The sequence below is a fragment of the Flavobacterium acetivorans genome (genome assembly GCF_020911885.1).
Classification (GTDB): Bacteria; Bacteroidota; Bacteroidia; order Flavobacteriales; family Flavobacteriaceae; genus Flavobacterium; species Flavobacterium acetivorans.
Genome location: NZ_CP087132.1, coordinates 1,432,091 through 1,449,267, shown reverse-complemented (window position 1 = coordinate 1,449,267; position 17,177 = coordinate 1,432,091). Strand labels below are relative to the sequence as shown.

The following is a 17,177-nucleotide window of genomic DNA, read 5'->3' as shown; positions in this document are numbered from 1 at the left end:
TAATACTATAAAGCTATGAGAAAACAAATTTTATTTCTATTTTTAGCCTCGATTGTAGCCACAACAGTACATTCACAAGCTAAAGGAACAAAAGTAGGCTACATCGATATGGAATACATTTTACAGAATGTTCCCAATTATAATGAAGCCAATATCCAATTAGAGCAAAAAGCTCAAAAATGGAAACAAGAAATAGAGGCCAAAAAGATTGAAATTAACAAATTAAGAGAAACCCTCAATTCCGAAAAACCTTTACTGACAAAAGGTCTAATAGAAGAAAGGGAATCCGAAATTAAGTTCCTTGAAAATGAATTACTGGATTTTCAGCAAAATAGGTTTGGAGCCAATGGCGCTTTAATGATTCAAAAATCAGCTTTAACCAAGCCCATACAAGATCAGGTTTTCACCGCCATACAAGATATTGCAGAAGCCAGAAATTATGATTTAATTTTTGACAAATCATCTGATCTAACAATCCTTTTTGCGGCAAAAAAATTCGACATTAGCGACCAGGTTTTACGCATATTGAATAGAGCTGAAAAAAGAGAAAAGCTAACAAAAAAAGAAATTGCTGACGAAGAAGAGCTAGAAAGAAAACAAGAGGCAATTGATGACAATCCGGCCTTGGCTGAAAAAGAAAAAGCCTTAGAGGAAAGAAAGTCCGTTAGAGAGCAACTCATAGCCGACAGGAAATTAGCTCAAGAAGCTAAGAAAAAAGAATTTGAAGATAGAAGAGCAAAAATTTTAGCAGATAGAGAAGCTAAAAAAAATGGCACGGTTTCTGCCTCTGATAAAAAAGAAGATGCAAAACCTATTAATAGCAGTAGCCCCGCAAAGGATTCTAAAACAACAGCTGCCGAAGAAGCCATCAAAAAACAAGCAGACGCAAAAGCTAAAACATTAGAAGATCGAAAAAAAGTACTGGAAGATCGAAAAAAAGCAATAGAAGAAAAAAGATTGAGAACGCTCCAAGTTAGAGATTCGATAAAAAAAGCAAGAGAAGAAAAATTAAAACCAAAACAATAAATTAATTACTTAATATTTTAAAAACGATGAAACAAATTAAAACTTTATTAATTGCTGCAATATTTATCCTAGGAGCAAGTCAAACTAGTAATGCTCAAGCAAAAACAGCCCATGTTGATGTAAGTGAAATCATGTCCAAAATGCCAGCAATGCTTGACGCCCAAAAACAATTGGAAAAATTAAGCGCAACTTATGATACCGACTACAAAAAAATGGTAGATGAGTACCAAACAAAATTAAAAAAATACGAAGCAGAATCAGCTACTGTAACTGACGCAATAAACGCAGATCGTTCTAAAGAAGTTCAGGACATGCAAAAAAGAATTGTTGATTACAGAGACAACGCTCAAAAAGAATTACAACAAAAAGAGTCTGATATTGTAAAACCATTAATGGAAAAAGTAAGAACTTCAATCCAAAAAGTAGGAAAAGCTAAAGGCTTCCAGTACGTATTAGACGGTTCTTCTCTTTTACTTGCTGATGGTCCTAACTTAACTGCAGATGTAAAAAAAGATTTAGGTTTCTAATAAATACATTCCTAACAATCTAAAAAACCGCTCAGCCAAAATTTGGAATGAGCGGTTTTTTTGTTAGAATAATTCTTTAGGAAAATTAGTCAAGAGAACTTAACTTTGTCTTAATGGAGAACAATCAAGCTATAGGGATATTTGATTCAGGCATAGGAGGAACATCAATTTGGAAAGAGATACATCATCTACTTCCAAACGAAAAAACCATCTATCTTGCCGACAGTAAGAATGCACCTTACGGCCAAAAATCTAAAGAAGAGATTATTGAACTGAGCATGAAAAACACCGATTTCCTGCTTCAGATGAATTGCAAACTTATAGTTGTGGCTTGCAATACAGCAACCACAAATGCAATCAAGGAATTAAGAGAAAAATACGATGTTCCTTTTATTGGCATCGAACCGGCAATAAAACCCGCAGCCACCAATTCAAAAACGCAAACTATAGGAATCCTCGCCACGCAGGGTACTCTAAACAGCGAACTATTCCACCGTACGGTACAAAAGTATGAAAGTACCAAAATAATTGAACAAGTAGGACATGGATTAGTTCAATTGATTGAAAGTGGCAAAATCAATTCACCAGAAATGACTCAATTACTCTATTCCTACCTCAACCCAATGATTGATGCCAATATCGATTATCTTGTCTTAGGTTGTAGCCATTACCCTTACTTGATACCACAAATAAAAAAAATTCTTCCTAATCATATTCAAATTATTGATTCAGGAGAAGCAGTAGCTAAGCAAACTCAGCATTTATTGCAGGAAAAGATTGGTTTTAATACACAAAAACATGTCGAAACTCTTTTTTACACCAATACCGATCCGTCTGTGCTAAAACAAATCTTAGAAAACAAATACGAAGTCAGCCAAATAGATTTTTAATTAATTATATCTATTCTTCTTTAAACCAACCGGAATACATCACATAATTATTCGAAATACGTTCGATCTCTCCAGCAAAATCAGATTGATCTATATCCTTCACTTTTTTAGCAGGTACACCAGCCCAGATTGTACCAGATTCCACAACAGTATTTTGAGTGATTACAGCGCCGGCTGCCACAATCGAATTACTTTCTATTACACAATTATCCATTACTATTGCCCCCATTCCTATTAGCACATTGTCATGAACAACACAGCCATGAACTATTGCGTTATGCCCTATTGAAACGTTATCACCAATAATTGTAGGATGCTTTTTATAAGTACAATGCACAACAGCACCATCTTGTATATTTACCTTATCCCCTATTGTAATAAAGTTGACATCACCTCTAATAACAGCATTAAACCAAACACTACAGGATTTACCAAAAGAAACATCTCCTACAATGGTAGCATTTTCGGCCACATAACAATCCTCAGGAATAAGCGGAGATTTTCCGTTTACAGATTTTATTAACATTAGAATATAAAAATTTAGATTTAATTAATGGCAGGACAGTAGCAATCGTATTTTTCTCGTTTACAAAACAAATTAATTCCTAAAGTGATTTGGTGGTACCCACCATTATCAAACTTCACCGCTCCCGTAAGATGGGAATAGGTGTAAGCCACCATAAAGTTTTTATAATTCACCCCCAAAACAGGAGTTATATACTGCAATTTTTGCTTAGCAATACCTGCGTTATTACTATACTCGGCGCCTTCCAGACTTCTACGATAAGACAAACCTCCCCAAAGCTGACCAAAATCAATACTCTTGTATACTTTCATATTCAAATCGACTGTTTTTTCCTTGGTTTTATCCACCATCATTAACAATACAGAGGGTTCAAACAAAATTCTTTCTTTATTTCCAAAAACATAACCGGCACTCAACAAATATTTTCTCAAATTATCGCTTTCATACTCTGTGTAAAGATCACGTCTTGTTTCCAAAGCACCTTGAACAGTAGCATGAGCATAAAAATCCAAATAATTAAAAGAAGCCCCTATATCAACGTTGAAATAAGAATCCTTTTGAATTTGACCAAATACTGTTGGATCAAAAACGCCCGATTGCAAAAAACTAGTTTCATCTAATTGATTTTGGATCAATCCAGCGCTTACTCCAAAAGACAATTGATTTAAATCTATTTCATCTCTGGAAAACATAATATGATGCGCAAAACTTAGTTTTACTCCTTTTTGAGAATGATAACCATTCTTATCATTAAAAATGATAATACCGGCTCCTGACTTTTCTCCCACACGCCCATTAAAACTCAATGTTTGAAGTTCAGGCGCATCTTGTTGACCAAACCATTGTTTGCGCGCTGTCAACCTTATCTTGGCACAATTTGAAGCCCCTGCCATAGAAGGATGAATCAAATAATAGTTATCTGAAAGATAGTCTGAGTAGACCGGAATACCCTCTTGACCAAAAGAATACAGGCTCACAAACAAACAAATTAAAAAATACTTGATTTTGATTTTCATTGGACAATTTTTAATGTAAAAAAATTAATTCAACAAAATTTAGGCAAAAAAGCTGTACTAAAGTTAATTAAATAATTAATATATCAAATATAGCTATTCGTAGAAAATAACTTTAGTAAATTTGTAAAAAATTACAAGATCATGATAAAAGTTAGCATAAAAGAAACTCAAAATCCAACCATACTAAAATTTGAATTCGAAGATTTCATCACAAAAAACGAAAATTTTGAATTTAAAAACATCGACGAAGCCAAGGCATCGCCACTTGCCCAACAATTATTTTATTTGCCCTTTGTAAAAACCGTCTACATTTCGGGAAATTTTATTGCAATCGAAAGATTTAGTATTGTAGAATGGGAAGACGTGAAAGACGCCGTAGCTGAGCAAATTGAAAACTTTGTGAACAATGGAGGCACCATCATCACAATTGATGAAAACAAGACCAAAAAACAACCTATAACCGTATACGGAGAAACGACTCCAAACCCGGCTGCTTTAAAATTCGTCGTAAGTCGCATGTTGACTAAAACGGCAATCGAATTCAAAAATATTGACGAAGCCACTGCCTCACCTTTAGTACAGGAACTTTTTAAATTCCCTTATGTAAAAGAAGTTTTTATTGACGAAAACTACATCTCAGTTACAAAATACGAAGTAAACAACTGGGACGAAATAACGCTGGAACTAAGAAGTTTTATCAAACAATTCATCGAAAATGGCGGAACCGTTCTTGACGAAAGTCTAATTGCTATCAACGACAAAAAAGAAAATAACAAAAACGAAGATTTCGATAAACTAGATGTTACCTCCCAACAAATTATTAACATCCTTGAAGAGTATGTGAAGCCTGCCGTAGCCGCCGATGGAGGAAATATTGCTTTTGATTCTTTTGATGAAGAAACCAAAACAGTCAAAGTAATCCTTCAAGGAGCTTGTAGCGGTTGTCCCTCTTCGACTTTTACCCTAAAAAGTGGTATAGAAAATATGTTAAAAAGCATGCTAAACGATGATAAAATAAATGTAGAAGCTGCAAACGCTTAAGAAAAATATCACAACATATTGACATACTATTAGTTAAGATACTTAAATTTCATTTTTTTTCTAAAAATCTAAAAAAAATAATTAAATTTAAGATCACCTAAAAAATAGAAATTATGTCAGTATTAAAAGTCATTGAAGTTCTTTCCAGTTCTGAAGTTAGTTGGGAAGAAGCAACTCAAAAAGCAATTTCCAAAGCTTCAAAATCTGTCAAACACATACGTTCTGTTTATGTAAACGAACAAAGTGCCGCAGTAAAAGATGGTAAAATATCAGAATTTAGAGTCAATCTAAAAATAACTTTTGAACTTGAATAAGTTATTTTAAGAAAAATATTTAAAGCGTTTCGCAAGAGACGCTTTTTTTTATCCTTAACTCTAAATCTTACTTACACAAAATTTAAAAAATACACCTAATGATTGATTATCAGCAAATTATTAGCATTTAAACAAAACAACCAACAGATAAAATGCTTACTATTGTAAACTAATCAAATAAAAAAGCCATGGGACTAACATCATTTTTAAAGAATTTATTTGGCTCTGCCACAGAAACAACAAATGAACTGACAGCTAAAGCCGAAACAGCTTTAGAGCAAACAAAAGAAACAGCGGCGCCTTATATGGAAAAAGCCCAAGCTTTTGCAGAAGAAAAAATTGGCGATTTAAAAGAGGCAGCCCAACCAATTATAGAAAAAGCAGAAGCACATGCTGAACATGCTAAAGAGCTAGTTAATGAATATACTGAAAAAGCAAGCAACCTTTTAGGGAATGTTTCGGAGAAAGAAAATGCAACAGAAGCCATAAAAACCCCGGAAGAATTAGTTTCAAACACCATGAAAATCGTTTCTGATGACATAGAAACAAATCCTAATCCTGCTTCCGAAGAAACGGATGACTTAAAAAAGGAATAAAATCTTTTTTTCGAAAAACTATTAATTTGTACTTTTGTCACACAAACTCAAACCTTCTCTAAGAGAGGGTTTTTTATTTCTTAAAAATGTACTTAAGTCCTGAACATCTTACCAATTATGCCGAAACCTTTATCAACGTTTTAATTGATTATTCTCCAAAATTAATTTCGGCCTTTCTAATTCTGTTTGTTGGCCTCTATGCCATAAGGATTATAAATAGATCTATTAGAAAAATAATGATCAAAAGGGAATTAGAGCCCACTTTGACTAAATTTCTGACCGATATATTACTTTGGGTATTGAGAGTATTATTATTCGTTACATTCATCGAAAAGCTAGGAATTGGAGCTTCTTCATTTGTAGCCATTCTAGGCGCTATGGGGCTTGCGGTAGGACTTTCACTTCAAGGTTCACTGTCTAATTTTGCAGGAGGAGTGCTGATTATTCTTTTTAAACCATTCAAAGTTGGAGACACTATTGAAGCACAGGGAATCATAGCTTCTGTTAGCGAGATACAAATATTTTCAACAAAATTAATAACATCAAACAATCAAACCGTTTTTATACCAAACGGAGCATTATCTAATGGCACTATTATCAACCATTCGATGCAAGGCTACCGAAGAGCTGATTTGACCTTTGCTATTTCTTATGATTCGGATATCAAAAAAGCAAAAGATATAATTACAAATGTTTTAACCGCTAATCCAAAAGTACTTAAAACTCCTGGCTTTGAAGTTTCTGTAAAAAGCCTAACAGACACTGCGATCCAGTTAGCAGTAAGACCTTGGGCTACTAATGAGAATTTTGGTTCAATTACTTCGGATACATTAGAAAATTGCAAAATTGCATTTGATGCAGCAGGTATTTCAATACAGCCTTTTGTAAAAGAACTATCTAAAAACGACGCCTAATAACATCTATTTCTTAGAAGTAGTAATCATAAAATCTTTCAAATAATAAGGTTCAAAATAAGCGACATCTACGGTGTCGCTTATTTTGTATTTATCAAAACTTAAAGAACTCATTTCTTTTGCGGAAGGGTATTTAAATTCGTCCAAGAAAACAAAATTCTCTTTGGTCAAAACCGTTTTGCATTTCTCAGCACAATCTCCCACAAAATAGATAGTCTCCGCTAAATCATCAAAAGAAACCTCAGTTATAACTTCGGCTTGAGTCGCTCTTATAGTTTCTAAATTTGGGCCAAATATCGCGCTATACACTTCCATTCTTCTGGCATCGATCATTGGAACAATCAATCCGTCAGAAATATGTGCCTGAGCTGCCAAAGTTTGCATCGTATCTACCGCAATCAAGGGAATTCCTAAGGCAAAACACAAACCTTTAGCCGCCGAAACGCCTATACGCAATCCGGTATAAGAACCCGGTCCCTGACTTACGGCAATAGCAACTAAATCTTTATAGTTGATTCCGGCTTCTTTTAAACTTTCCTCAATAAAAACGTGCAAACGCTCAGCATGAGAATAACCTTCTTCGGCAATTTCTTTGCACACAATAGTTTTTCCTTCTTTTGCAATAGCAACAGAACAATTTTTTGTGGAGGTTTCGATATTAAGAATATAGGACAAAGCTTTTAATTTAAAATTACTAAGAGCTACAAATGTAAAATAAAACTATTTATTTCTTACTCTTTTCTTTATCTGTCTTCACCGTCACTTTGTCTCCTGAATTCAATTCTTTAGTTACTGTAGTATAAGGCCCTGTAATTACAACATCTCCTTTTTTCAAACCGTTTACAATCTCAATATTAGTGTCGTCTTGAATTCCTGTTTTAATGACGCGAATTTTTGCCTTATCACCTACTTTTACAAAAACACATTCAAATTTTTTATCACTTTTAGGAGCTGCTTTTTTTTCATCGGCTACCTCATACTTCTCTACTCCTTTTACTGCAGCAGTATCGGATTTGATAACTATGGAGCTAATTGGCACATTTAAAACATTCGATTTCGTTTTAGTAATAATATCAACAGTCGCGGTCATTCCTGGTCTAAAAGGAGAATAAGACACTGGCTTTCCAACCAATAAATCTTCATAGGATTCTTTCAAAATCCTAACCTTTACTTTAAAATTAGTCACCTGATCCGCAGTCAAAGCAGTACTAGCCGAATTTGAGATACTAGTAACCATTCCTTTAAATTGTTTTTTCAAATAAGCATCAACCTCAACATTAGCTAGATCTCCTACTTTAATTTTTACAATATCATTCTCATTTACATCAACCTCAACTTCCATATTATTCAGGTTAGCGACTCTTAGAATTTCCGTTCCGGTCATCTGTTGAGTTCCCAAAACACGTTCCCCTAATTCTACATTAAGCATCGAAATAGTCCCATCTGCAGGAGAAAAAATGATGGTTCTCCCCAGATTATCTTTGGCCTCATTGACAGATGCCGAAGCACTTTGAACATTAAAATAAGCCGATTGCTTGGTTGCTTTGGCTACTTCAAAAGAAGCAGTGGCTTTATCCCAATCCGACTTAGAAATAATTCCTTTTTCGAATAAAGACTTATTCCTGTCATAACTCGCTTTAGCTTCCTTAAACTGCGCATCAGCCTGTGTCAATCCCGCTTTGGAACCGGACAAACCCGCAATGGTTCTGTTTAAACTTGAAGTATATAAATCTGGATTGATTTTTACCAATAAATCTCCTTTTTTAACCACTTGTCCTTCTTTCACCGGTAAAGAAATGATTTCTCCAGAAACCATCGAAGCAATTTTAACCTCAATTTCAGGCTGAATCTTACCCGTGGCAGAAACTGTTTCTACAATAGTCGAAACATTTACCTGAGCAGTTTCTATCTCGATTCCTGTATCCTTATTCCCAATTACCCCACTTTTAGAAAGCGTAATTAAAGCAACTATTACTAAAACTGCTCCACCTACTATATAATAAACTGTTTTTTTAGACATAATGTATTAGTTTTTAATGATTGGAATTCCAAAATAGAATTCTAATATTTTTATTTTAAAAATGTAATCGTATTTAGATCGCAACACTTCCGATTGAGCGTTAGAAAGCAAAGTCTGTGATTGGTTCAAGTCAAAAGAATTCATCAAACCAACATCAAATTTTTCTTTGGCATAATTGTAAGACTCTTGTCTAGAATCTAATGCCACAAGTGATGATTCGTGCGCTTTTAAAGCGCCTTTGGCATCTGCAAAAGCGGTATATACATTTCTCTGCAAATCCAGATTTTGTTGTTCAACTGCAATTTTAGACTTCTCTAAATTCACTTTAGAACGCTCCACATTATTTCTGGCAGAGAATCCGTTAAAAACCGGAATACTCAATTGTGCCCCAAATGACTGTCCTTTATTGGTATTAAACTGATCAAAAAATGGCGGCGCCGCTTGAGTTCCTATAACCATCCCATTACCGTCTCTCAATGGAACATCAGCATAGGAAATTCTGGAACTAAAGCTGTAAAAACCTTGTAAAGTGGGCTGAAAACCTCCTTTTGCAATAGCTAAACTTTTTTGGGCGATTTCAAGATTTGTTTCCGCAATCTTTAATTCGGTTCTGCTTTCTTTGGCCTTATCATAAATGGCAACCGGAGTTTGAGACAGGATATTATTCTCATCTTTTGCCATAGTGTCATCTACGACATCAAAACTTTCAAAATCCTTTAATTGCAACAATTGGGCTAAACTCAATTTCGAAATCAACAAAGTGTTCTCGGCTGTTATCACTTTTTGATTATCTGAAGCCAATGTTGCTTTTACATCTAATAAATCTCCTCTCGGGATAGTTCCAGCCTTAACTAATTCCTCTGAACGGGACAATTGCTTTTCATTAATACTTCTTTGTTCTTTTTGAACCTTCAAATTCTCCTTATTAAAAAGCACTTGCAAAAAAGCATTTGCTACATTAAGCGCAATATCTTCCTGCATTTTCAACAACTGATATTTTGCCGCAACTATAGAAAGATTAGCTCTTCGCAATGAATTTTGGTTTTGCAGGCCTTTATAAATATCAATACCTACACTGGCTCCGGCAGAAGTAAATTGAGTGGTTTGGTTTTGTAAAAGACCAGTAGTAATATCCTGGTTTAAACCAATATTCCACGAATGAGAAGCATTTGCATTTAAGGAAGGAAGAAAATTTCCTATGGCTCCTTTCTTATCAATCGCCGCAGTTTTGGTATCTAACTCGGTTTGCTTGATTGAAATATTATTTTGTATGGCGTAATTCACACATTCTTCCAGCGACCATTTTTTAGTTTGTGCCTGAGCAGACAAACTAATGACAGAAATTAAGACTAAAGATATCCAACTATTTTTTTTCATATATTTTAAATGGTGGTGTAGCAAAGATACTACACAAGATTAACATTCTTTTTTAAAACAAAAAATTCTTTAAGACTCTAATTAAGATTTAGGCTCTTCTTTTTTCAGACCTTGGTTCCAAACTTTAATTTTATCCGAAGCTTTCAAACCGCTTTTTATCTCTACGTAAATTCCATCACTTACTCCCAACACAAGGTCTTTTCTAACAAATTTCTGGGAAGCAGTTTCGATCTCTACATAAGGTTTTTGTGTTTTTTTATCAAATTGAAGCAGCGATTCTTTGACAGCCAAAACCTTGTCGGCTTTTTCCAATATAATTGATGCATTTGCACTCAAACCCGCTCTGATAAAAGTATTATCAGAATTAGAAAGGCTGGCCTTAATCTCAAATTGAATTGCCCCATTCTCTGTTTTTCCTTTTGGCGCAATATATTCTAAAACAGAATCAAATTTTTTGTTTTCTATAGCACCAATAGTGATTTCGATAGGCAATTTTTCTTTTATTTTCCCTACTTCGGATTCGTCTATTTTACCTACAAATATCATTCTTCCCACATCGGCTACACTGGCAATGGTTGTTCCTTCATTAAAATTATTACTTTCAATAACCTGATTTCCTACTTTTACAGGAACATCAAGCACCATTCCGTTCACAGTTGAACGAATTAAAGTATTGGCATAATTCCCTAAACCGGATGTTGTTCCAGTTTTTACAATATCAAAACCTTGTTTAGAAGAAGCATAAGCTTGTTTGGCTTGCTTGTAAGCTAATTGTGCCGTATCAAAATCATTGGCCGAAATCACCCCTTTATCAAACAAAGTCTTTTGTCTTTGGTACACTTTTTCTTGGTTATCCAAAGCGATCTTAGTCGTTTGCACCTGATTTTGGGAATTGCTCAAATTAGAGACATTAGCCACCACCTTAATTTTTGCAATTAAATCCCCCGCTTTGATACTCTCACCGGCTTTGATATAAACCGCTTCAATAATGCCTGAAATATTAGGCTTGATTAAAACCTCTTCATCCGGAACAATATTTCCTGTGGCAATGGTATTTTTTACGATTGTTTTGACCTCTACTTTATCTGTCTCAAACACTACTGGAGACTCTTGGTTTTTAGCATACAAATAATACAGAGACCCAAAAAACAGTACCGTTATAAGAATTAAAATCGTGATTGTAGCTCCTTTTTTCATTGAAATATTAGATTAGTCGGTTATTTTTTGATTAAAAATTTATTCGGCGCGCAAGGCATCGACGGGTTTTACATTTATGGCAGTTTGAGCGGGGATGAATCCGGCCAATAAACCGGAACCAACCAATATAAGTAGGGCAATAAATACTACTGTTAAATCGACACTTGGATTGGCAAACATCATTCCTTCGCCCGGCATTGAATCCAAAATCATATTGACTACAGCCAGTAATCCGGTTGCAGCGGCAATCCCAAACATTCCGGCGATAATAGTCAGAAAGATGGCTTCGGACAATATTTGGGTTCGAATAGCTCCTGGAGTTGCTCCTAGTGCTCTGCGAATTCCAATTTCTTTTGTTCGTTCTTTGACTACGATCAACATGATATTTGAAATCCCAATAACTCCTGAAATTAAGACTAGAGTCCCAACAAAATAAGCGATAAATCTTAATATTGAAAACAGACCTCGTATCTTATTAAACTGTTCGTATAAATCAAAATTACCAATAGCCCTATCATCTGTAGGATTTATGGAGTGTCGCGATTTAATGACTTCTAATATCTTTGGCTTCAAATCGGTTATGGAAGAATTATCATTGGCCGTAAGCGCCATCCATCCTACTCTATTCCCAAAATTAAACGCTTGTTGGAAGGTAGTAAAAGGCACAAATATTTCTTTTTGTTCCTGTTCCGCATTCCCTTGATTGGATTTAGAATTATAAATCCCAACCACCATAAAATTCACACCATTAACCTTGATATAAGTACCAATAACCTCTTCAGTTTTCTCATATAGTTCATTGATAACCCCTTGCCCTATCACCGCAATTTTTCTCTTTAAAAGAATATCTTGTTGATTCACAAAACGCCCTTTGATAATGGTTTTAGGTTGTTGTTTGATCAGTTCCGGATAATCCCCATATACTGTAAATGCAGCCGTTTTTGTCCCTCGAACCACATTATTTGCTCCTTCAAATCCTCCAAGTTGATTGCGAGGCGAAACATATAACAAATCCGGCAAGGCCTCTTTTAAGGCCGCAACATCACTGTTCCTAAAATCATACCTTCTGGTTTTTGGCAATCCTTTATAAGGCTTTGAAGTCGTTTGCGTCCACATAAACATAGTATTGGTCGCAATGCCATCAAAACCTTTCTTGACTCCATTTTCCAGTCCATTTCCGGCTCCAAGCAATATCACCAAAATAAATATTCCCCAAAAAACACCAAAAGCGGTAAGGATAGTCCTGAAAGTATTTGCAGTAAGCGCCTCTAAAATTTCGTTCCAATTATCTCTATCTAACATAATTATTCGTCTCTAAGTGCAACAATCGGTTTAATTTTAGCGGCTCTATAAGCAGGAAAAAAACCTGCTATTGCTCCTGCAACTACCAGTATAACTAAAGTGGTAAGAGCAACACTAAAGTCAACTTCAGGATTCAAAAAGTAATCACTCTTTATTTGCGGCCCTACTAATTCCAAAAGTAATAAACTTGCTAAAAGCCCCAAAAAACCTGCAATTGTGGTAATAAATACAGACTCATGCAGAATCATCCCAACAATTGAAATTGGAGAAGCACCTAATGCTTTTCTAATACCAATTTCTTTGGTTCTTTCTTTTACAATAATCAACATGATATTACTTACCCCAACCACTCCTGCAATAATAGTACAAATTCCAACCCACCAAAAAAACAGTCTGATATAAAGATTTAGATCATAAAACTGTTTGGCATTCTCTATCGAATTATTAATTCCAATAGCTCCGTCATCTTCCGGGGCAATCATATTTTTACTTTTCAATAACAGACTTAGTTCTTGGGTAAATTTATTAGACTGTGCCAAAGCCTCTTCATAAGTGTCTTTTTTCTTAAGGGTAAAATCCAAATTACTGACTTTGTCCCCCACACCAAAAGCTTTTTGAGTAGTGGTAAAAGGCAGATAAACTCTCGATTCTTCCCGTTCTCCAGCCGGATCGGTAAACACACCAACCACTTTGAAATTAATGCCACTGATAACTATTTGTTCTCCAATAGGATTTTTATCTTTAAATAAATCCGATTTTACTTTTTGACCAATAACCGTAACTTTTTCGCTGTTGATCAAGTCCTTATCGTTAATAAATCTTCCTTCGATAACTTTTGCGTTTTCCACAGCTTGATAGTCTGGATAAACTCCTATATACCTGTAATTCCCTGTTTCTTTACCATAAGTCATAACTCCATTCCAGAAAATAAAATTGGCTGATTTAATCTCTAATTTGTCATCAAACTTTTGAACCGAGACATCAAAATCGCTGTTTCTGAACTGAATTTGTCTTCCGGGATTCAACCCTTTATATTCCTTGGTTGTGGTTCCGGACCAAAACGAGATCAAACCATTGGCATCATTTTCAAATTGTCTTTCGATTCCGTTTTGAAGTCCTTTTCCAGCCCCCAAAAGAATCACTAAGATAAATATGCCGGAAGCCACCGAAACGCCCGTAAGAAAGGTTCTCAGCTTATTCTTGGCAATAGCCTCAAATATTTCCTGCCAGCGCTCAATATTAAACATAATCAGACGCTCTAACTTGTTCTACCATTTTATCATCGATGATTAGACCATCTTTTAATACTACATTTCTCTTACACATTGCAGCGATATCCGGTTCATGGGTTACTATCAAGATTGTTTTTCCCTCATCATTAATTCCTTGAATCAATTCCATCACTTCATAAGAAGTTTTGGTATCCAAAGCTCCCGTTGGCTCATCGGCCAATAATACTTTCGGGTTAGACGCTAAAGCTCTAGCAATGGCAACACGCTGTTTTTGACCTCCCGAAAGTTCGTTTGGCAAATGATGAGAATGCGAGGCTAAGCCTACTTTTTCGAGGTAACTCATCGCGATTTCGTGACGTTCTTTTCTTTTTATTCCCTGATAATAAAGCGGCATAGACACATTATCCAAGGCGCTTTTATAATTAATCAAATTGAATGATTGGAAAACAAAACCTAAAAATTGATTTCGATATTTAGATGCAATCGTTTCATTAAGATTCCTAATGGTCACTTTATCCAAAATATAATTTCCGGAATCCGCTTCATCCAAAATCCCTAAAATATTCAACAGTGTTGATTTTCCTGAACCAGAAGACCCCATAATAGCCACTAACTCTCCTTCTTTTATATTGAAATTGATTCCTTTTAAAACATGTAATTCGGAATTTCCCATTTTGTAGGATTTATGGAGATCTTTAATTTCAATCATATTTTTGTTATTTTAAACAATATTAAATATTTAGAAAAAGAAATAGTACTAAAGAAATGCTAAAAACTTTTCCTACTTCTTTGAATAAGACAATAATTGAGTTAAAATGTTACAGTTTCAACTAAAAAATATTCTCCTTTTAGTAATTTTGTTTTCACAAATCCAAACTAATGACAAAATCCATCATAGCCTTACTCGTGATTCTATTCGTTTATAGTATTTCAGGCTGTTCTTCTTCACAAAAAATAACAGCCCTAAAACCGGAACCAGATGATGCCAGTCCTTTGGTTTATGATAGCGCCCCTTCCTTCATCAACTTGCCCATAAGCGTAAAATTAAAAGACATTGAAAACCAGACTAATTCTTTATTGAAAGGACTAATCTATGAAGACAATAACATCGAAGACGATGATATTGAAATAAAAATTTGGAAACTCGCTCCTATAACAATTGAAAATGAAAACGAAAAAGCGGGAGAAAAAATAAAAACTGTTTTGCCATTAAAAGCTTTGGTTAAATACCGTATAGGGACAAAAACCCTTGGCACAGAACTCTACAACATTCGTGAATTTAACTTGAACGGAAGAGTCACTTTAACTAGCGATGTGGCCTTAAACAACTGGAATTTAAAAACTAAAACAGAATTAAAATCATTAGATTGGAACGAAAGCCCTACGATGAGCGTTTTTGGCAAAAAAGTTCCAATTACCTATCTTATTAATCCTGCCGTAAAACTGTTTAAATCCAAAATAGAAAGAAAAATTGATGAAGCCATAGAAAAATCAATGGATTTCAAACCTAATGTACTGGCTGCTTTAGAAAAAATGTGCACTCCTTTTAAAATGAATAACGCTTATGAAAGTTGGCTTAGAATTGTACCGGTTGAAATTTATTCGACCGCTGCTAAATTAAAAAACGATTCCTTCTTGTTACAAATGGGAATGAAGTGCACCATGGAAACCTTAATTGGACAGCAACCAGAAACGAAATTCGACGCCAATAAAATCATTCTAAAACCCGTCGTTAAAATCCCGAACCTAATTACAACAAATATTGTCGCCGTTTCTAGCTATAGAGATGCTTCAAAAATAATGAATAAAAATTTCTATGGTCAGGAATTTGGTTCTGGAACTAAAAAAGTAAAAGTGCAAAATGTAGCTATTTGGCATAAAGAAGGCAAAATGGTAATAGCCCTGGATCTTTTGGGCTCGGTAAACGGAACCATCTACTTAGCCGGTTTCCCTCAATATGATGAGAAAACCAAAGAAATCTATTTCGATAAGCTCGATTATGCCTTAGACACCAAGAATAAGCTGATGCGGACCGCTAACTGGCTTGCTCAAGGAATAATTTTAAGAAAAATTCAGCAAAGCTGTCGCTATTCGATAAAACCTAATTTAGAGGAAGGCAAACAAACCATGATGACTTATTTAAAAAATTATTCTCCTATGCCCGGTGTTTTTGTAAATGGAAAAATGGACGATATTCAGTTTCAAAAAATCCAATTGACAAACAATGCTATCATCGCATTTGTAAAAATAAATGGCGAAATTAATGTCTCGGTTGACGGTTTAAAATAACAACCATCACAGAGATTCATCTCCATAAAAACACAAAGGCATCAAGTTTTCTAATTAAACTTGATGCCTTTGTCATTTATTTTTTCCCGCTATTATTTCGATTTATTTTTTCTCATCCTATAAACAGAGTAACCTATAATTGCAACGAGTAAATAGGGTATTGCCATCAAATAGACGATGCCGTCATTTACAGCTTGTGCTTGCGTTGTATTAGCATCTCCTCCCAAAGCCGCACGACACATAGCGCATTGCGCATTAGCCGTAACAGAAAAAAAGATCGCAAATAATATATAACAATATTTAGCTAAAAAAGATTTTCCGCTTTTCGTTATCGTTCTATTTTCTGTATTCTGAATTTTATTTTCCATTTTACGCATAATAAGGAGAAATCATTAAATAAACAACAACGCCAGTAACAGCAACATACAACCAAATAGGAAAGGTAATTTTGGCAATTTTTTTATGTTTGTCAAATACTTGAGCCAATCCGCGAACGTAGGTAATCAATACCAATGGAATAATAACAATTGACAAAATAATGTGCGTTATTAAGATAAAATAATAAACGTAGCTTATCAACCCTTCCCCACCAAATTTTGTAGAATCCGAAGTCATGTGATAAGACACATACATCGCCAAAAAAGCAACAGAACAGCCTATAGCCGTTTTCATCAAATTCTCGTGTAATTTCCTTTTCCCATTTTTAATAGCCACTACCGCCACTATTAAAACCAAAGCTGTAATACCGTTTATTGTTGCATAAATAGGTGGTAAAAAAGAAAGCGGCTCCACATCATAACCTAATTTTCTTAAATTAACACCAAAAAGTAAAGCTACCACAAGCGGAATTGCCACTGACAATACCACAATCCATTTATTATATTTTTGTTCTAAATTTTGTTCTTTCATT

At 34.7% G+C, this 17,177-nt stretch carries 19 protein-coding genes; 8 read left to right on the top strand and 11 right to left on the bottom strand.

The window, feature by feature from the left end:
- Positions 1–15 precede the first annotated feature (15 nt).
- The 3 genes from LNP19_RS06380 to murI all read left to right on the top strand — a co-directional run bounded on the left by LNP19_RS06380 (position 16) and on the right by murI (position 2,443).
- A complete protein-coding gene (locus LNP19_RS06380) occupies positions 16–1,026 on the top strand; it encodes an OmpH/Skp family outer membrane protein (protein WP_230063949.1) in 1,011 nt (336 codons plus the stop codon).
- Between the two features lie 26 nt (positions 1,027–1,052).
- Positions 1,053–1,553 carry an OmpH/Skp family outer membrane protein gene (locus LNP19_RS06375; protein ID WP_230063948.1) on the top strand — a complete coding sequence of 167 codons (501 nt, stop codon included), beginning with the start codon at positions 1,053–1,055 and terminating at the stop codon, positions 1,551–1,553.
- Positions 1,554–1,666: 113 nt separating this feature from the next.
- Entirely contained in the window at positions 1,667–2,443 is a 777-nt protein-coding gene (gene murI / locus LNP19_RS06370; RefSeq protein ID WP_230063947.1) for a glutamate racemase, read from the top strand.
- A 10-nt stretch (positions 2,444–2,453) separates the two neighbouring features.
- Here murI and LNP19_RS06365 read toward each other — a convergent pair whose 3' ends face one another.
- Entirely contained in the window at positions 2,454–2,969 is a 516-nt protein-coding gene (locus tag LNP19_RS06365) for a gamma carbonic anhydrase family protein (RefSeq protein ID WP_230063946.1), read from the bottom strand.
- 20 nt (positions 2,970–2,989) lie between these two features.
- Positions 2,990–3,985 (bottom strand): PorP/SprF family type IX secretion system membrane protein, encoded by a 996-nt coding sequence (locus tag LNP19_RS06360; protein WP_230063945.1) that lies wholly within the window; start codon positions 3,983–3,985, stop codon positions 2,990–2,992.
- Positions 3,986–4,126: 141 nt separating this feature from the next.
- Here LNP19_RS06360 and LNP19_RS06355 point away from each other — a divergent pair, with 141 nt between their 5' ends.
- The 4 genes from LNP19_RS06355 (at position 4,127) to LNP19_RS06340 (ending at position 6,850) form a co-directional block, all read left to right on the top strand.
- On the top strand, positions 4,127–5,026 hold the full coding sequence (locus LNP19_RS06355) for a NifU family protein (RefSeq protein ID WP_230063944.1): 900 nt from the start codon (positions 4,127–4,129) through the stop codon (positions 5,024–5,026).
- A gap of 113 nt (positions 5,027–5,139) precedes the next feature.
- Positions 5,140–5,340: a dodecin family protein gene (locus LNP19_RS06350; RefSeq protein WP_230063943.1), complete on the top strand. Its 201-nt coding sequence runs from the start codon at positions 5,140–5,142 to the stop codon at positions 5,338–5,340.
- 188 nt (positions 5,341–5,528) lie between these two features.
- Positions 5,529–5,936 carry an apolipoprotein A1/A4/E family protein gene (locus LNP19_RS06345; RefSeq protein ID WP_230063942.1) on the top strand — a complete coding sequence of 136 codons (408 nt, stop codon included), beginning with the start codon at positions 5,529–5,531 and terminating at the stop codon, positions 5,934–5,936.
- An 86-nt stretch (positions 5,937–6,022) separates the two neighbouring features.
- Positions 6,023–6,850, top strand: a complete 828-nt coding sequence (locus tag LNP19_RS06340; RefSeq protein ID WP_230063941.1) for a mechanosensitive ion channel family protein — start codon at positions 6,023–6,025, stop codon at positions 6,848–6,850.
- 6 nt (positions 6,851–6,856) lie between these two features.
- Here the strand turns inward: LNP19_RS06340 and tsaB are convergent, their stop codons facing one another.
- The 7 genes from tsaB to LNP19_RS06305 all read right to left on the bottom strand — a co-directional run bounded on the left by tsaB (position 6,857) and on the right by LNP19_RS06305 (position 14,687).
- A complete protein-coding gene (gene tsaB / locus LNP19_RS06335; protein WP_230063940.1) occupies positions 6,857–7,525 on the bottom strand; it encodes a tRNA (adenosine(37)-N6)-threonylcarbamoyltransferase complex dimerization subunit type 1 TsaB in 669 nt (222 codons plus the stop codon).
- A 49-nt stretch (positions 7,526–7,574) separates the two neighbouring features.
- A complete protein-coding gene (locus tag LNP19_RS06330; RefSeq protein WP_230063939.1) occupies positions 7,575–8,870 on the bottom strand; it encodes an efflux RND transporter periplasmic adaptor subunit in 1,296 nt (431 codons plus the stop codon).
- A 6-nt stretch (positions 8,871–8,876) separates the two neighbouring features.
- Positions 8,877–10,247: a TolC family protein gene (locus LNP19_RS06325; RefSeq protein ID WP_230063938.1), complete on the bottom strand. Its 1,371-nt coding sequence runs from the start codon at positions 10,245–10,247 to the stop codon at positions 8,877–8,879.
- 81 nt (positions 10,248–10,328) lie between these two features.
- Positions 10,329–11,444: an efflux RND transporter periplasmic adaptor subunit gene (locus LNP19_RS06320; protein ID WP_230063937.1), complete on the bottom strand. Its 1,116-nt coding sequence runs from the start codon at positions 11,442–11,444 to the stop codon at positions 10,329–10,331.
- A gap of 39 nt (positions 11,445–11,483) precedes the next feature.
- Positions 11,484–12,746, bottom strand: coding sequence for an ABC transporter permease (locus LNP19_RS06315; protein WP_230063936.1), 1,263 nt, complete (start codon positions 12,744–12,746; stop codon positions 11,484–11,486).
- 2 nt (positions 12,747–12,748) lie between these two features.
- Complete coding sequence (locus LNP19_RS06310) at positions 12,749–13,993, bottom strand: ABC transporter permease (protein WP_230063935.1); 1,245 nt, start codon at positions 13,991–13,993, stop codon at positions 12,749–12,751.
- Positions 13,986–14,687, bottom strand: a complete 702-nt coding sequence (locus LNP19_RS06305) for an ABC transporter ATP-binding protein (RefSeq protein ID WP_230063934.1) — start codon at positions 14,685–14,687, stop codon at positions 13,986–13,988. The genes LNP19_RS06310 and LNP19_RS06305 overlap by 8 nt, the downstream gene beginning before the upstream one ends.
- 170 nt (positions 14,688–14,857) lie before the next feature.
- Between LNP19_RS06305 and LNP19_RS06300 the strand changes: the two genes are divergently transcribed.
- Positions 14,858–16,267 (top strand): DUF4403 family protein, encoded by a 1,410-nt coding sequence (locus tag LNP19_RS06300; RefSeq protein ID WP_230063933.1) that lies wholly within the window; start codon positions 14,858–14,860, stop codon positions 16,265–16,267.
- A gap of 92 nt (positions 16,268–16,359) precedes the next feature.
- Here the strand turns inward: LNP19_RS06300 and LNP19_RS06295 are convergent, their stop codons facing one another.
- Complete coding sequence (locus LNP19_RS06295) at positions 16,360–16,644, bottom strand: hypothetical protein (protein ID WP_230063932.1); 285 nt, start codon at positions 16,642–16,644, stop codon at positions 16,360–16,362.
- The gene (locus LNP19_RS06290) at positions 16,637–17,176 is read right to left on the bottom strand and encodes a DUF420 domain-containing protein (RefSeq protein ID WP_230063931.1); all 540 of its coding nucleotides are present in this window, start codon (positions 17,174–17,176) and stop codon (positions 16,637–16,639) included. The genes LNP19_RS06295 and LNP19_RS06290 overlap by 8 nt, the downstream gene beginning before the upstream one ends.
- Between the last annotated feature and the right edge of the window lies 1 nt (position 17,177).

Bases quoted from the DNA above. Each gene is read 5' to 3' on its own strand.
- LNP19_RS06380 (WP_230063949.1), top strand. From the start codon at position 16: ATGAGAAAACAAATTTTATTTCTATTTTTAGCCTCGATTGTAGCCACA.
- LNP19_RS06375 (WP_230063948.1), top strand. From the start codon at position 1,053: ATGAAACAAATTAAAACTTTATTAATTGCTGCAATATTTATCCTAGGA.
- murI (WP_230063947.1), top strand. From the start codon at position 1,667: ATGGAGAACAATCAAGCTATAGGGATATTTGATTCAGGCATAGGAGGA.
- LNP19_RS06365 (WP_230063946.1), bottom strand. From the start codon at position 2,969: ATGTTAATAAAATCTGTAAACGGAAAATCTCCGCTTATTCCTGAGGAT.
- LNP19_RS06360 (WP_230063945.1), bottom strand. From the start codon at position 3,985: ATGAAAATCAAAATCAAGTATTTTTTAATTTGTTTGTTTGTGAGCCTG.
- LNP19_RS06355 (WP_230063944.1), top strand. From the start codon at position 4,127: ATGATAAAAGTTAGCATAAAAGAAACTCAAAATCCAACCATACTAAAA.
- LNP19_RS06350 (WP_230063943.1), top strand. From the start codon at position 5,140: ATGTCAGTATTAAAAGTCATTGAAGTTCTTTCCAGTTCTGAAGTTAGT.
- LNP19_RS06345 (WP_230063942.1), top strand. From the start codon at position 5,529: ATGGGACTAACATCATTTTTAAAGAATTTATTTGGCTCTGCCACAGAA.
- LNP19_RS06340 (WP_230063941.1), top strand. From the start codon at position 6,023: ATGTACTTAAGTCCTGAACATCTTACCAATTATGCCGAAACCTTTATC.
- LNP19_RS06330 (WP_230063939.1), bottom strand. From the start codon at position 8,870: ATGTCTAAAAAAACAGTTTATTATATAGTAGGTGGAGCAGTTTTAGTA.
- LNP19_RS06325 (WP_230063938.1), bottom strand. From the start codon at position 10,247: ATGAAAAAAAATAGTTGGATATCTTTAGTCTTAATTTCTGTCATTAGT.
- LNP19_RS06320 (WP_230063937.1), bottom strand. From the start codon at position 11,444: ATGAAAAAAGGAGCTACAATCACGATTTTAATTCTTATAACGGTACTG.
- LNP19_RS06315 (WP_230063936.1), bottom strand. From the start codon at position 12,746: ATGTTAGATAGAGATAATTGGAACGAAATTTTAGAGGCGCTTACTGCA.
- LNP19_RS06310 (WP_230063935.1), bottom strand. From the start codon at position 13,993: ATGTTTAATATTGAGCGCTGGCAGGAAATATTTGAGGCTATTGCCAAG.
- LNP19_RS06305 (WP_230063934.1), bottom strand. From the start codon at position 14,687: ATGATTGAAATTAAAGATCTCCATAAATCCTACAAAATGGGAAATTCC.
- LNP19_RS06300 (WP_230063933.1), top strand. From the start codon at position 14,858: ATGACAAAATCCATCATAGCCTTACTCGTGATTCTATTCGTTTATAGT.
- LNP19_RS06295 (WP_230063932.1), bottom strand. From the start codon at position 16,644: ATGCGTAAAATGGAAAATAAAATTCAGAATACAGAAAATAGAACGATA.
- LNP19_RS06290 (WP_230063931.1), bottom strand. From the start codon at position 17,176: ATGAAAGAACAAAATTTAGAACAAAAATATAATAAATGGATTGTGGTA.